The following is a 14960-nucleotide window of genomic DNA, read 5'->3' on the forward strand; positions in this document are numbered from 1 at the left end:
CATGTATGTTTTTAGTAACTTCCATATTTTCATAGCAATTATTAATTAGCTCTTCTACTTCTTTATTTTAAAATTGATTATTAAAAACAATATAATTGATTATTTATTTATTTATTTAACTCTTGGATCTTGACTCATTTCGATTTTATATTCTTTTGGTGGATTGGCTTTCATAAGATACTTTAAAAAATAATCCCAGCGTCTGCGCATAATATAATAACTATCTCTACCATAGCCATGTCTGGCATTTGGAAGCAAGATAAAATCGAAATCTTTATTCGCTTTAATCAACGCATCGGCTACCAAATAAGAATTATAAGGAGGCACATTATCATCCATACCTCCATGAATGAGTAATAATTTTCCTTTTAAATTTTTAGCAAGCGTCTGATTTGCTTGTTTTTCATAGTTTGATACGCCATCATTATCAAAAGTCTCCAGACCTATATAACGCTCTCCCCAATCGTCTTCGTAATTTCTGTTATCATGGTTTCCTGATTCTGAAATTCCTACTTTGAAAAAATCAGGATATTGGAACATTGCTGCTGCAGTTGCAAAACCACCTCCTGAGTGTCCCCAAATTCCGACTTTCTCCAAATCTAGAAACTTGTATTTGTCTTGCAATTGTTTCAACCCTGAAATCTGATCTGACAAGGTATTTTCTCCCATGTTTCCATAACATGCATCATGAAAAGATTTTGATCTATTTGGATTACAACTCCCTTCAATTTGCACAACAACAAAACCCAATTCAGCTAGTGCTTGATTATCTCCCCTTGAAGCACGAAAACTCCATGAGCCAACACTACCTCCCTGAGGACCAGGATATATATAAACAATCACTGGTAATTTCTCATCAGCTTTTATTTCCTTAGGAGTGTATAAAAGCCCATATAAATCCCACTCCCCATTGCCTGATTTTACTTTAAATGGAGTTGCAGGTTTCCATCCTGTCGCTTTCAATCTTGAAATATCCGTCTTTTCTAAAACACTTACTAGTTTGCCTTTGATGTTTTTTACTTGATGTATAGGTGGTACATCCGCCTGCGAATAGGAATCAATAAAATAATTTCCGTTAGGAGATACATTAATGCTGTGATGTCCTATTTCTGGCGTTAATAACTTTAACTTTTTACCATTAAAGTCAACTTGATACAAATAACTAAAATAAGGATTGTCTTTTCCTTCATGATGACTTGCTATAAAATAAATTTTACGATTTTTCTCATCGATTTTTACAATTTCACGAACTACATAATCTCCATTAGTAATCTGATTTTTTACAACTCCAGTGTTGGCGTCATACAAGTATAAATGCCCCCAGTCACTTTTTTCTGAATACCAGATTATCTCATTAGTTTTTGAGAAGTACCTCCAATTGATTCCTCCTTGACCAGATTCATATTGCGTAGCTACAGTTTCTTCAAAAATATCTTTAACTTCCCCTGTTTCTGTATTGGCTATTCTTATATTTTCTTGTTTATGATCACGACTTGTAGACACAAAAACAAGTTGTTTGCTATCTTCACTCCAAGCCACATCATCAAAACCACCTTCGCATGAAATATCATCACATAATGTTCCACGTCTCGCATCAGAGGCCATTTTTAATTTAATTATTTTTGGATCTTTATGAATATCAATGATCACTCTATGAATACGAATGATGGCTGAATCTCCAGGAATAGGATATTTCCACTCTTTTAACTCTGGTGCACCTACTTTAGTCTTCACCAAATACATGTTGCTTACATGTCTTTGATCTTGCTGAAATGTTGCTATTTTTTTCGAATCAGGAGACCAACTCAAAATAGGTCGATCACTATGTTTCCAACCAGCATTGTCGGTTGCATAACCAAAATCTTTTACACCATCTTTGGTTAAGGCGATTTCTTTGCCTGTTGCTACTTCTTTTAAATATAAATTCCAATCTTTAATAAAAGCCACATACTTGCCATCTGGTGACAATATCTCTGTATAAGATCCCCCTTTTTTATCTACTGAAACATTCGCTTTCTCGAATAATTCCTTTTGAGAATCTGCTAGTATTTGCTCCTTATTTTTAGGGTCAAACAACTTGAATTCCATTTTATTTTCAGTCAATGATCGATACCAAAGTCTGCCATCTGGCAACCACCTTGGTCTTATATTATTATCTATCAATTTATTTGTATTTACTGATAGCGTTGCTGCTGCACGATCATAATCTGCATTTGAATATGTTCTAGCGTTTTGTCCTTGTCCTTTGGTGCTTATTAAAAGAACTAAAAATAAGAATAGAGGAATAAGTTTACTTTTCATAAATGGAATTTTAGAAGTTTGGGAATGTTTCATTGATAAAATTTTAATAACAAATACTAATCTTTCAAAGTACTAAATAAATTTCGAACCAAGAAATGTAGCAGAAAATCTTGTAAATTTAAGTAATTGGCTTTAAAACTCCGATGAACCTAATGCGCTTAAGTAATAAAAAGCAGCTAATAACTATGTGATGAACATTCATTTACCAACCCCAAGGCTCAGTATTTGAGGGATTCCCCAAAATGGTAAAAAAATACAATTCTTCATTATAAGCAATCAACAATTATTAAGTTCTTTAAGAGTTCGATTTGTCTTCATTATAATCTTAGTGAATATTTAACTTTTTACGCTTCCCAATAGACAAATACAAGATTGAACCTAAAATAGGAAGAAATATGACTACTAAAATCCAAATTAGTTTATCATTATTCTCAAACTTATGCTTCAGTAAATTTATTAAGCAATAAATCGAAAGTAGAATTGAAACAAGAAACGATATTTGCATTATTATAAGCCCTAGAGAAAATTCAGAAATTAGTGTTTCCATAAAATAATATTTAGTTCATCTTTTTTAATTCATCATGTAAAACTTAAATTCAAGTTTATATATCAGAAAAATAGTCTCTTTTCTTTTTGAATGATACAGTGAGACCAAGTTAATTGTATGTTCTTTTTCATTTGCTAATCATGTCTAAATACAACTGTTCTACTTTAGCTCTTGCCCAAGGTGTTGTTCTTAAAAACTTTAAACTCGATTTGTAGGTTGGGTTATTTTTAAAGGCATTAATGTTTAGTAGGTCTCCCATTTCTTCCCAACCATATTCAAGAAATAATTCTTCTAACATGGTTGCTAGTTTTATTCCATGAAGTGGGTTATTGGGTTGTTCTTTACTCATTTATTTTTTAGATTTAGCAATTTCTTCTAGTTCATTAGAACTAAAAATAGTTTGATTTTGTGGATGATTCGCCAGCTTTTTCATGGCAATAGCAATTGTTTTCGGATGAATCATTTTATATTTTTTGAATCCGCCAACAAACAGTGGGTTTAATAAACTCATAACTCCTTTAGCAATTCGTTCTCCTACTCTATTTTCATCACGATTTCCGCCAATTAAAGAAGGTCTTACAATATAGGTGTTTTGAATGTTTTGTTGTAAAATAGTACGTTCCATTTCGCCTTTTGTTTTATTGTAAAAAACAGTGCTGTTTTCGTTTGCACCCATAGAAGACATCACTACAAAAGTTTGTATATGATTCTTTTTAGCAAGTTTTGCCGCAGCTACAGGAATTCCGAAATCAATAGCTTTGTAACGATTTTTATCTTTTGTTTTAGCGGCAGTTGTGCCAATACAACAAAAGACTTCGTCTGCCGTAAAATCTTTTGCAGAGGTCTCTAAATTTAAAAGATCAACTATAAATTCTTCTATTTTTTCTGATGAGTTTGCTACAGAATTTCTAGAAAATAATTTAATAGTGCTATAGTTTTTATCTGCTATCAATTGCTCTAAGAGCATACCTCCTGTTAAACCTGTAGCTCCTAAAATTATGGCTGTTTTGTTCATTATTTATCTAAATCTGGTAAAACAAAATCATTTAAAACTGATTTTTTTGCCATCATTTTTTCAATTTCTTCTGATTTTCTAGGAGCTTCTCCTGATAAATTTACAGGTTTTCCATCAGTAACTAAAATATCATCTTCAATTCTTACTGCTATTCCCCACCATTTTTTATCACAAGGACTTCCTTCAGGAATATAAACTCCGGGCTCCATAGTAACTACCATATTTTTCTCAAAAGTTTCATAATTACCTGGATCATGCACATCTAATCCAATGTGGTGTGATGTTCCATGCGGCATATAAGGATGCTCTTCATCAACAGATTTAATAATCCCTAATTTTACCAATCCTTCATTAATTAATTTTTCTGCAGTAGCTCTTGGAGTGCTCATTTTCTCTCCTATTACATATTTTGCAATACCAGCTTCCTGTCCAGCATAGACCAAATCATAAATCGCTTTTTGTTCTGGAGTAAATTTCCCACTGGCAGGAATTGTTCTAGTTACATCTGCGGTAAAACCTCTATATTCTGCTCCTAAATCCATTAAAACCAAATCATTACCCACCTTAGTTTTATTATTTTCTATGTAATGTAAAATACATCCGTTGTTTCCAGCACCCACAATTGAAGGATAGCCTTCATATTCCGCGCCATATTTTTTATAAACAAATTCATGAATACCTTGCAATTCTACTTCAGACATGTGAGGTTTCATGGCTTTCATTACCTCAACTTGTCCAATTGCTGAAATACGGACAGCCTTCGTTAATAGTTTCATTTCTTCTTCCGTTTTTATTTCTCTCATAGTTGCCATTTGAGAAGGAAAAAAATCTAAATCAATATTTGTTTGTGGCTGAAGCGCTAAACTAACTTTTTGTTGATAGTCTTGAGCTAATTTTTCATCAGAAGCATTTATATAATTTTGAATAAACTTGTCTTCTTTTAATTCGGAATATTGCTCTTGAAGACCTTTAATTCTAGCAACTGTTTCTTCTCTTTTTTCTGGTGTAGTTTCTTTTATAAGACTGTAAAAATATTTTTTCATTGGAGATAAAAAAATTGCAGGATTATACCCAGACTTTTGCTTAAAACTCTTTACTAATTTAAAAACATCTGCATTATCATTAGAGTTTCTATGATCATCTTTAAATTTACCCTCAATAAAAACTTTGTCAAACTTTTTGAAATCAATTTTAGAATTGATAAAATCAATACCATTAAAAGCTAAATCAAATCCTAGTTCATTTTTGGCGCCTTCAACTCCTAAACGTTTACCATTCCATTGTTCTGCTCTTTTGTTTCTTTTTTGCACATATAAAATTTCGTTATACGAGTTTCCATTTTCATCCGTTTGATCTTCAGAAAACACGACCAAAACTGCATTAGGCTCTCTATATCCTGTTAAATAATAGAAGTTTGGATCTTGATGAAAAACATAATCCACATCATTCGCTCGATTTCTTATGGAATTAGAAAATACTACGGAAACTGAATTTTCAGGCATTTTAGACCTTAAAACCTCTCGTCTATCTTTGTGAAATTCTTTGGACAAAAAGTCCGTTGGCGTTTGCGAAATAAGTTTTGTTGATAAAAATAAAAAGGTAACTATAAGAATTTTAAAAAACTTCATGCTGGTATTTTTTAGATGTTTTCTCAAAAGTAATATTATTTCTTTTTTATTTGTGAATATTTACAGATTTTTATTGCTAGGTTATTATGAATTTTTCAATAATTTAGCCGAAATTTAAAGAATTATCAAATGAAAAATATAGCATTACATCACGTTCACGAAAATTTAGGAGCAAAAATAGTGCCTTTTGCCGGTTATAATATGCCGGTATCTTATGAAGGTGTTACCGCAGAACATCTTACTGTTAGGGAATCTGTAGGAGTTTTTGATGTAAGTCATATGGGAGAGTTTTTAGTTTCTGGAGAAAATGCTTTGGCATTGATTCAAAAAGTAACCTCTAATGATGCTTCTAAATTGGCAATTGGTGATGCTCAATATAGCTGTTTCCCAAATGAGGAAAATGGAATCGTAGATGATTTAATCTGTTACCGCATAAAAGAGCATCAATATTTATTGGTCGTAAATGCATCAAATATTGAAAAAGATTGGAATTGGATTTCTAAATATAATTCAGCATTTAAAGCTGACTTAAAAGATTTGTCAGACGATTATTCTTTATTAGCCATTCAAGGGCCAAAAGCAGTTGAGGCAATGCAGTCTTTATCTTCTTTAGACTTAGCAGACATTCCTTTTTATAAATTTAAGGTTGGTGATTTTGCAGGAATTGAGCATGTTATTATTTCGGCAACTGGATATACAGGTTCTGGAGGATTTGAGATTTATTGTAAAAATTCTGAAGTTGAACAGATTTGGAATAAAGTATTTGAGGCAGGAGCAGATTTTGGTATCAAGCCAATTGGTTTAGCCGCAAGAGATACTTTGCGTTTAGAAATGGGGTATTGTTTGTATGGAAATGATATTGATGATACTACTTCTCCCATTGAAGCAGGTCTAGGATGGATTACAAAATTTACGAAAGATTTTGTAAATGCTGATGCTTTAGCAAAACAAAAAGCAGAAAAACCTGAAAGAAGATTGGTTGCTTTTGAGCTAAATGAAAGAGGCATACCAAGACAAGGGTACGACATTGTAGACGGTAATGGAAATGTCATCGGTAACGTAACTTCTGGAACCATGAGTCCTAATTTAGGAAAAGGGATTGGTATGGGATATGTACCTACTTCCTTTGCAAAATTAGGAACTCAAATTTACATTCAAGTTCGTAAAAAAGCGATTCCCGCAACAATTGTGAAATTACCATTTTATAAAGGATAAAGTTACTCGATGTAAAACCTCACAAAGTTTGTGAGGTTTTTTATTGCAAAAGGCCTTTTATTTTCAGAATTTTCAAAAAAATAAAGTATGAATTGTTTACTGACAGGTGGTGGCGGAATTGTAGGAAGTCATATACTTTTTGAATGGATTCGAAAAGCCATTGTTGAGCAATCTGTAAATCATCTTTTTGTCATTATAAGAGATAGCGCCAAACCTGCAAAGCAACGTTTACTCGATATTTTACAAGATCCATCTCGCCCAGCATTTTTAAATCAATTTACCTTAAAGGAGTGTTTGCAAAAAGTTACTTTAATCGCTGGTAACTTATCTGACATCAACAAAAAAACAATAGAAAACTATAGTTTTGACACTGTTATACACTGTGCAGGGTCTACAAGTTTGTTACACACCAACGATTCTAAAGAAAAAGTGCACACAGAAAATTACTTGATTACCAAACATCTTTTAGAACAATTACCCCAAGCGGTTAATCGTTTTATTTATATCAGCACTGCATATTCTTTTGGTATTCAAAAAGAAAAGGTCGATGAACAAATTGAAAATTACCAAGTTTCTACTTTTAGAAATCCTTATGAGGAATCGAAATATAAAAGTGAAATCTTTGTAAAGAAAACATGTAAACTTAAAAAGATACATTGTCAAATTTTAAGACCTAGTATTATTTGTGGTCGGTTGATAGAATTTCCTTTGTATGAAACTCCAAAATTTGATGTTTTTTATTCATTAGCGATGTTTCTAGCAAAATATGCACACAAATCAAAAGATAATTTTAGAGTTTGGATAGATAAAAAAAGTGGTTTAAATATTGTTCCTGTAGATTTTGTTGCAAAAGCGATTTTATATGCTTTTTTAAACCCCACTATCAAGGAACTTAATATTATAAATCCTAAACAAATATTGCATACGGATTATGTAGAGAATTATTTAGACTATTTTAAAATCAATTCTTTTGAATATGTGGAGGATAAACCAAAAAATCTTAATGCTTTTGAGCAATTATATTATAAAACCATTGGATTTATTTTCGAAAAATATGTTTCTGTTCCAGATTTACAGTTTGAGCCCGCGCAAATATTAAAGCTAATCAACTCATTAAAGTTAGCGAAAAATCTAGGAGTTCATGACAACTTTATGAAACTGATTCATTTTTCAGTGGAAAAGGAATTTAAAAAAAGTTATTAATATTCCTATTTAGATTTAAAAAAAAAATCTTCTTTTGTTGCCTATACTCCACTAAAAAAATTACTTTAACACAAAAAATATTTCTATTTATTGGATTCATTAACTCAAATTGTTTTAGGTGCCGCTGTTGGCGAAGCTGTTCTCGGTAGAAAAATTGGCAACAAAGCCATGCTATATGGTGCCATTGCAGGTACAATTCCGGATTTAGATGTCATATCCTCATTTTTTACAGATACAGTTACTGCATTAGAAATGCACCGAGGTTTTACCCACTCTATTTTTTTCTCGGTTGTTTTTGCACCCATTTTTGCTTTCATTGTAAGTAGATACGAGCGTTATAAAAACATAAAAGATTGGTCTTGGCTTTTCTTTTGGGCATTTTTAACACATTCTATTTTAGATGCACAAACAACTTGGGGAACACAACTTTTTTGGCCTTTAGATATTAGATTAGCTTTTAAAAATATTTTTGTAGTTGATCCTTTATATACAATTCCCTTTTTAGTTTTTTTAATTTTAGCAATGCGTCAAAAAAAGGAAGCGAAAAAAAGACGTGTTTATAATAATTTAGGGCTATTTGTTAGCAGTAGTTATTTGATACTTACTTTATTTTTAAAGTGGTTTGCGTATCAAAATTTTAGTCAAGAACTTAAAAACCAAAATATCCATTATAAAGCATTTACAGTAAAACCAACGCCTCTAAATACTATTCTGTGGACTGCAAATGTAGAAACCGAAAATTCTTTTTTAATCGGATATAATTCTTTTTTTGATAAAAATCCGATTCAATTTTCTAGGTATCCAAAAAATCATCATTTATTGGGCGATTTAGCGAATCATCCAAAAATAAAAAGAATGATTAAAATTTCTAAAGGTTTTTACACCATTAATGAGCTAAATAACGTTTTATATTTTAATGATTTACGATTTGGTGTTTTAAGCATTCAAACGAATGCCAAAAATTTTGTTTTTAAATATGCAATTGAGTTAGATGAAGAAGGAACACCCTTTTTTATGGAGGAGACTAAAGAAAAACAAGAAGGTAAAAAATTATTATCCGATTTATGGATTAGAATTAAAGGAAATTGAGATTTCTAAAAATTCTTTTTATCCTATAATAATTATAGAAATCTATTCTTAAAAAATTTGTTATGATATTGATTTGATTCGAATCACTTTTAACTTTTTTACCCGATTCCTTACATTGCTTATCAACACTAATAAAGAAAAAAGCACCAAAACTAAAACTGAATACTCAAAAAATTGAACTGCTAAAGTTTTAAAAAAAACTAAATTAAAAGATTGAATTAACATAAGTATATATTTTAGATACTCAAAAGTACTATTTATACAAATAGTTGTTTATACTTATTATTCAGATGACCTTTATCTATCGATGAACTGAAGTTTACAGACGATAAATTTGTTTGAAAAAAGATATTTCATGTTAATTTTATTGAACTTTTGCTAGAATACTCTACAGTAACTATAAAAATAAAAAATCGTCTAAAAAAATATTTTTAGACGATTTAAACTGCTTACTATTTAATGCTAAACAAGTTTACTATTTAAGGAGGTGTACTTTAACCTTTATTTAGTTAAACATTAAATCTAAAATGCATCACATCGCCATCTTTTACAATGTAATCCTTCCCTTCTACCTTCATTTTACCAGCCTCCTTTACCTTTGCTTCAGAACCATAGGTAACATAATCATTATAGGCAATCGTTTCTGCTCTAATAAATCCTTTTTCAAAATCGGTATGAATTACTCCTGCTGCTTGTGGCGCAGTTGCTCCAATAGGAATTGTCCAAGCTCTTACTTCTTTTACCCCAGCAGTAAAATAGGTTTGTAAATTTAGTAATTTGTAGGCAGAACGGATTAATCTTGCAACGCCTGCTTCTTCTAAACCAATATCTGCCAAAAACATTTGTCGTTCTTCGTAATCATCTAATTCGGTTATATCTGCCTCCGTACCAACAGCTAATACAATAACTTCTGCGTTTTCATCCTTTACAGCTTCTTTTATTTGATCAACATAATCATTTCCAGAAACTGCGGAATTTTCATCAACATTACAAACATACAATACTGGTTTTGCTGTAATAAATTGCAAAGGTTGTACAAATTCCATTTCTTTTTCTGTAAACTCTAAAGTTCTTACAGAAACTCCTTTTAATAAAGTTTCTTCAATTTTTAACAAAACAACTAATTCTGCTTGCGCTTCTTTGTTTCCTGTTTTTGCAGTTCTTTTTACCCTTTCTAGACGCTTTTCAACGGTTTCTAAATCTTTTAATTGTAATTCTATATCAATCGTTTCTTTATCTCTAACAGGATCTATAGACACATCAACATGAATAATATTATCGTTATCAAAACAACGCACAACATGCAAAATAGCATCTGTTTCTCTAATATTTGCCAAAAATTGGTTTCCTAAACCCTCACCTTTACTAGCGCCTTTTACCAAACCAGCAATATCTACGATCTCTACAGTTGCAGGCATTACACGTTCTGGATTTACCAATTCTTCTAATTTTTCAATTCTTTTATCTGGCACATTTACAACGCCTAAATTCGGTTCTATGGTACAAAAAGGAAAATTAGCACTTTGCGCTTTTGCGTTCGATAAACAGTTAAATAAAGTCGATTTTCCTACGTTTGGTAATCCTACAATTCCAGCTTTCATTTCATGTATGTATTATGATTATAAATGATATTAACTTAATTTAAGGTAATTATTCATAATTTTTTAAGAATGCAAATATAATACTTTGTTAAAAGTAAATGTTCTTTTATTTAGAATTCTCAAATTGTGCTACATTCCCCAAAAATTAATATTCATGACTAAAAAATTACTTTTTACTTTTCTTTTTTTCTTCGGATGTTTCCCTTTAATTTCTCAAACTATTACAGGTAAAATAGTAGACAAGGTTTCTTTAGAACCGATACAAAATGTGGCAATTATTACAAATTTAAATAGAGGAAGTACTTCTGATATACATGGAGAATTCACTTTACAAAGTAAAAATTTAGAATCAATTACATTTTCAAGTTTGGGCTATGTGACACTAACTTTAAGTTTTGATCAAATTAAAAAGCTTAATTACACGATTTTATTGGTAGAAAAAGTTAATAAGTTAGATGAAATTCAATTGAATTTAGCAAAAATTTCTTTGGATTCTATTTTGATAAAAACACAAAAAAGTATGAAAGAAAATTACGTTTCAGGAGCTTTAAATAGTCGTTTTTACAGCAAAGAAAATAGTGTTATAAATTTTAAAAAACTCGAACTGGATTTAGACAAAAGTTCTTTACTAAACGGAAAAAATAGAAAAAAAGCTAAAAATGAATTGACAGAATATGCTGCTAACTTAAAAAATAGTAATCCTAATTTTTCAAATGAATTTTATGGAAATATAAGAACAAAAAAAGTGTATTCAGAAAAAACAAAAAAGTATTTAAATATAGATAAGGTTGACAGTGTACAAGGTTATAAATCGATGCAAAACAAGAAAAAAATTACCATAGAAGAAGCTCAAAAAGATTTGCAAAATATCGTTTTAAAACATCTTCATAAAAATGAAACTTATAAAGTAAGTTCTGGTTTGTTTCCAATTGAAGATTCACTTTCTATAAAAGAAGTAATCAATGAAGTGGATTCTGTGCAAATTAAAAATACTTTTAACGAATATCCTGCCATGAGTGGTTTTAACACAGCAAGTGTAAGAGCTAAATTCTTTAATTTTAAAAAACAAAAAAACTTTTTAAACGAAAAATATTACCATCATAATTTAGAAAATAATACTTTTATAGGAACCCAATTATTGTATGTTTTACGTTTTGAACCCAAAAAATCAAAGTCTAAATACAGTGGGAAAATCTTTATAAATCCAAGAGATTTTACAATTGCTAAAATTGAATATGAATTTGCAGACGGAAAAAGAGGTCAGAATTTAAATTTAAAATGGTTATTGGGTATTAAAGTTTCAGAAGACACGAATAAAGTAACCTTATTGTATGAAAAAAATAAAGCAAACAAAGTATATGTTTCTTATTACAAAGAAACTAGAGGAACGTATGCTTATGTGCATCGACCGATAAAATTTAAAGAAAATTCTGCAACAAAAAACAAAGTAAAATTCGATATTAAGATAGAATTAGATACAAAAGAAATTACAGAAGTTTTAGTTTTAGATAGTTATAAAATTGAAGCCGAAGAAACAAAACCAGTTACTAAAGACAATCCAAAAAAACGATTTGGGTATATGTCTTTTGATACTTACATGAAGACCAATTGGAAAAACAGACAATTAATTACTGATTATTTACAAAAATGGAAATAAAAAAAACCTCGATGAATTTCGAGGTTTGTATTTAAATTTCTAATTAAAATAAAATTAAAAAGATTATTCATGATGCATAAACTTCTGTTTTGCTATTAACTCTTCTTGAGTTTCTACATTGTTATCATCTGGTACACAACAATCTACAGGACACACTGCGGCACATTGTGGTTCTTCATGAAAACCTACACATTCTGTACATTTATCTGCCACAATAAAATAAATCTCATCCGAAACAGGCTCTTGATCTTCATCTGCATCTACAGATTTACCGTTTGGTAATACTGCTTTTCCAGATAAATCAGTTCCATCGGCATATTTCCAATCTTCAGCGCCTTCGTAAATTGCTGTATTCGGACATTCTGGTTCACATGCTCCACAATTTATGCACTCATCTGTTATTATAATTGCCATAATTTTCTTTTCTGTTTTTGTACATTTGCAACTGCAAAAATAACCCCAAAATCATTTACATCCAAAATAAATGAGTAGTATTCAAAATAGAATTAAAGCATTCGTGAAGTTGGGTGCCTTTTTAAGTCAGTTTTCAAACGATAAAATTGAAAAAGTTGATGCGATTGAGCATAATGAAATCTTTTTTGACGGTTTTTTACATCAGATAAAATTAGCCCAAGAAAAAAACTCTTGGTTTACGAAAGATAATATTTTATTTTCTTTAGAAAGTTGGAGTAAAGCACTTACAGAAAACAACTTAAATAGCTTTGCAAAAGATTTTTATGCGCAAGATATAGCCTCTAAAAAAGTTGCCATTATTATGGCTGGGAACATTCCTTTGGTGGGCTTTCATGATTTTTTATCCGTTTTAATCTCTGGGCATTCCGTTTTGGTAAAACAATCCTCTAATGATCAACATTTACTTCCTTTTTTAGCGAAATATTTAGAATTTGTTGAAGAAAGTTTTCAAGGAAAAATAACACTAACTCAAGAAAAATTATCAGATTTTGATGCGGTAATTGCAACAGGAAGTAATAATACGGCTCGTTATTTTGAGTATTATTTTAAAGGAAAACCGAATATCATCAGAAAAAACAGAAATTCCGTTGCTGTCATTACAGGAAAAGAAACCGAAGATGATTTTATAAAACTATCAAAAGATATTTTTCAGTATTTTGGATTAGGCTGCAGAAGTGTTTCTAAATTGTATGTTCCGAAAGGATTTAATTTTGATCTTTTTTTTACAGGATTATATGTGAAAAAAGAAATTATCAACAATGCAAAGTATGCCAACAATTATGATTACAACAAGGCAGTTTATTTAATGAGCGAGTTTGATTTGTTAGAAAATGGTTTTTTAATGATCAAGGAAGATGAGAGTTACTCCTCTCCTATTGCAACCATTTTTTATGAGTATTATGAGAATGAAGTAGATTTAAAAATAAAACTATATCAAGATAAAGATAAAATACAATGCATCGTTGCTAAAGATTTTATTGAAAACGAAGTTGGTTTTGGACAAACACAACATCCAGCGTTAACGGACTATGCAGATGATGTAAATACTTTAGCGTTTTTATCAACCATTTAAAAAAGTAATTCCAGAATGTTTTATAATTTTAGAAATTTTTATCAAATTTTAAATTATAAACACAAAATAGTAAACTCACTTATTGTATGAAAAAACATAATTTTAGTGCGGGCCCTTGCATTTTACCGCAAGAAGTTTTGCAAAAAGCTTCGGAAGCAATCCTGAATTTTAATAATGATAACTTGTCTTTGATAGAAATTTCTCATAGAAGTAAATCATTTGTTGCTGTCATGGAAAAGGCACGATCTTTAGCGTTAGAATTGTTAGGTTTAGAAAACAAAGGCTACAAAGCGTTATTTTTACAAGGTGGTGCTAGTTTAGAATTTTTAATGGTTGCCTATAATTTATTAAACAAAAAAGCAGCCTATTTAAATACCGGAACATGGTCTGACAAAGCGGTTCAAGAAGCAAAAGCATTTGGGGAAATTGTAGAAGTTGCATCTTCAAAAGACAAAGGTTTTACTTATATTCCTAAAAAATATTCAATTCCTGAAGATGTAGATTATTTTCACTGTACTAGTAATAATACCGTGGCGGGTACACAAATGAAGTCATTTCCAGAAACAAATGTTCCTTTGGTTTGTGATATGAGTTCAGATATTTTTTCTCGTCAATTAGATTTTGAAAAATTCGACTTAATTTATGCCGGTGCGCAAAAAAATATGGGGCCTGCGGGCACCACGTTGGTTATTATTAAAGAAGACATTTTAGGAAAAGTAGAAAGACATATTCCATCAATGCTCAATTATCAAATTCATATTGATAAAGATAGTATGTTTAACACGCCCGCTGTTTTTGCCGTTTATGTTTCTATGTTAACATTGCAATGGTTAAAAGATTTGGGGGGCATTCCTTTTATTGAGGAAGTAAACAACAAAAAAGCCGAACTTTTATACAATGAAATTGATAGAAATCCTCTTTTTAAAGGAATTGTAGCCAAAGAAGATAGAAGTACTATGAATGCAACTTTTGTTTTAACCGATGTAAATTTGACTAAAAAATTCGACAACATGTGGCAAGAAGCAGGAATTAGTGGTTTACATGGTCATAGAAGTGTTGGGGGTTATAGAGCCAGTATGTATAATGCTTTGCCATTATATAGCGTTCAGGTTTTAGTTGATGTGATGCAAAGCCTCTCCTAACCTCTCCAAAGGATAG

Annotated in this window: 13 protein-coding genes; 6 read left to right on the forward strand and 7 right to left on the reverse strand. The window is 30.6% G+C overall.

Annotated elements, in window-relative coordinates; all coding sequences use genetic code 11:
* Nucleotides 1-111: 111 nt before the first annotated feature.
* From K8354_RS06690 to K8354_RS06710, 5 genes are all read right to left on the reverse strand, one after another.
* Nucleotides 112-2334 carry a S9 family peptidase gene (locus tag K8354_RS06690; protein ID WP_223446564.1) on the reverse strand — a complete coding sequence of 741 codons (2223 nt, stop codon included), beginning with the start codon at nt 2332-2334 and terminating at the stop codon, nt 112-114.
* A 292-nt stretch (nt 2335-2626) separates the two neighbouring features.
* Nucleotides 2627-2848: a PLDc N-terminal domain-containing protein gene (locus K8354_RS06695; RefSeq protein WP_367890423.1), complete on the reverse strand. Its 222-nt coding sequence runs from the start codon at nt 2846-2848 to the stop codon at nt 2627-2629.
* 127 nt (nt 2849-2975) lie between these two features.
* Nucleotides 2976-3197, reverse strand: coding sequence for a VF530 family protein (locus K8354_RS06700; RefSeq protein WP_223446566.1), 222 nt, complete (start codon nt 3195-3197; stop codon nt 2976-2978).
* Nucleotides 3198-3863, reverse strand: a complete 666-nt coding sequence (locus K8354_RS06705; protein WP_223446568.1) for an NAD(P)H-binding protein — start codon at nt 3861-3863, stop codon at nt 3198-3200.
* Nucleotides 3863-5491 (reverse strand): aminopeptidase P N-terminal domain-containing protein, encoded by a 1629-nt coding sequence (locus tag K8354_RS06710; protein WP_223446569.1) that lies wholly within the window; start codon nt 5489-5491, stop codon nt 3863-3865. The genes K8354_RS06705 and K8354_RS06710 overlap by 1 nt, the downstream gene beginning before the upstream one ends.
* A gap of 129 nt (nt 5492-5620) precedes the next feature.
* Here K8354_RS06710 and gcvT point away from each other — a divergent pair, with 129 nt between their 5' ends.
* The 3 genes from gcvT (at nt 5621) to K8354_RS06725 (ending at nt 8998) form a co-directional block, all read left to right on the forward strand.
* On the forward strand, nt 5621-6706 hold the full coding sequence (gene gcvT, locus K8354_RS06715; protein WP_223446571.1) for a glycine cleavage system aminomethyltransferase GcvT: 1086 nt from the start codon (nt 5621-5623) through the stop codon (nt 6704-6706).
* An 87-nt stretch (nt 6707-6793) separates the two neighbouring features.
* Nucleotides 6794-7909 carry an SDR family oxidoreductase gene (locus tag K8354_RS06720; protein ID WP_223446573.1) on the forward strand — a complete coding sequence of 372 codons (1116 nt, stop codon included), beginning with the start codon at nt 6794-6796 and terminating at the stop codon, nt 7907-7909.
* Nucleotides 7910-7999: 90 nt separating this feature from the next.
* On the forward strand, nt 8000-8998 hold the full coding sequence (locus K8354_RS06725) for a metal-dependent hydrolase (RefSeq protein ID WP_223446576.1): 999 nt from the start codon (nt 8000-8002) through the stop codon (nt 8996-8998).
* A 509-nt stretch (nt 8999-9507) separates the two neighbouring features.
* On the opposite strand, the gene ychF is transcribed toward K8354_RS06725, so the two are convergent.
* Complete coding sequence (ychF, locus tag K8354_RS06730) at nt 9508-10599, reverse strand: redox-regulated ATPase YchF (RefSeq protein ID WP_223446578.1); 1092 nt, start codon at nt 10597-10599, stop codon at nt 9508-9510.
* A 154-nt stretch (nt 10600-10753) separates the two neighbouring features.
* On the opposite strand from ychF, the gene K8354_RS06735 reads away from it, so the two are divergent.
* On the forward strand, nt 10754-12256 hold the full coding sequence (locus tag K8354_RS06735; protein ID WP_223446580.1) for a carboxypeptidase-like regulatory domain-containing protein: 1503 nt from the start codon (nt 10754-10756) through the stop codon (nt 12254-12256).
* A gap of 63 nt (nt 12257-12319) precedes the next feature.
* On the opposite strand, the gene K8354_RS06740 is transcribed toward K8354_RS06735, so the two are convergent.
* Nucleotides 12320-12670 (reverse strand): 4Fe-4S binding protein, encoded by a 351-nt coding sequence (locus K8354_RS06740; protein WP_223446582.1) that lies wholly within the window; start codon nt 12668-12670, stop codon nt 12320-12322.
* Between the two features lie 70 nt (nt 12671-12740).
* Between K8354_RS06740 and K8354_RS06745 the strand changes: the two genes are divergently transcribed.
* Nucleotides 12741-13802 carry an acyl-CoA reductase gene (locus K8354_RS06745; protein WP_223446584.1) on the forward strand — a complete coding sequence of 354 codons (1062 nt, stop codon included), beginning with the start codon at nt 12741-12743 and terminating at the stop codon, nt 13800-13802.
* Nucleotides 13803-13888: 86 nt separating this feature from the next.
* Nucleotides 13889-14944, forward strand: coding sequence for a 3-phosphoserine/phosphohydroxythreonine transaminase (gene serC, locus K8354_RS06750; protein WP_223446586.1), 1056 nt, complete (start codon nt 13889-13891; stop codon nt 14942-14944).
* Nucleotides 14945-14960 lie beyond the last annotated feature (16 nt).

The organism is Polaribacter litorisediminis (assembly GCF_019968605.1).
In the GTDB taxonomy this organism is placed as follows: Bacteria; Bacteroidota; Bacteroidia; order Flavobacteriales; family Flavobacteriaceae; genus Polaribacter; species Polaribacter litorisediminis.

What these genes read in the sequence shown, in the direction of transcription:
- K8354_RS06690 (WP_223446564.1), bottom strand. Translation starts at nt 2,334, where the DNA reads ATGAAACATTCCCAAACTTCTAAAATTCCATTTATGAAAAGTAAACTT.
- K8354_RS06695 (WP_367890423.1), bottom strand. Translation starts at nt 2,848, where the DNA reads ATGGAAACACTAATTTCTGAATTTTCTCTAGGGCTTATAATAATGCAA.
- K8354_RS06700 (WP_223446566.1), bottom strand. Translation starts at nt 3,197, where the DNA reads ATGAGTAAAGAACAACCCAATAACCCACTTCATGGAATAAAACTAGCA.
- K8354_RS06705 (WP_223446568.1), bottom strand. Translation starts at nt 3,863, where the DNA reads ATGAACAAAACAGCCATAATTTTAGGAGCTACAGGTTTAACAGGAGGT.
- K8354_RS06710 (WP_223446569.1), bottom strand. Translation starts at nt 5,491, where the DNA reads ATGAAGTTTTTTAAAATTCTTATAGTTACCTTTTTATTTTTATCAACA.
- gcvT (WP_223446571.1), top strand. Translation starts at nt 5,621, where the DNA reads ATGAAAAATATAGCATTACATCACGTTCACGAAAATTTAGGAGCAAAA.
- K8354_RS06720 (WP_223446573.1), top strand. Translation starts at nt 6,794, where the DNA reads ATGAATTGTTTACTGACAGGTGGTGGCGGAATTGTAGGAAGTCATATA.
- ychF (WP_223446578.1), bottom strand. Translation starts at nt 10,599, where the DNA reads ATGAAAGCTGGAATTGTAGGATTACCAAACGTAGGAAAATCGACTTTA.
- K8354_RS06735 (WP_223446580.1), top strand. Translation starts at nt 10,754, where the DNA reads ATGACTAAAAAATTACTTTTTACTTTTCTTTTTTTCTTCGGATGTTTC.
- K8354_RS06740 (WP_223446582.1), bottom strand. Translation starts at nt 12,670, where the DNA reads ATGGCAATTATAATAACAGATGAGTGCATAAATTGTGGAGCATGTGAA.
- K8354_RS06745 (WP_223446584.1), top strand. Translation starts at nt 12,741, where the DNA reads ATGAGTAGTATTCAAAATAGAATTAAAGCATTCGTGAAGTTGGGTGCC.
- serC (WP_223446586.1), top strand. Translation starts at nt 13,889, where the DNA reads ATGAAAAAACATAATTTTAGTGCGGGCCCTTGCATTTTACCGCAAGAA.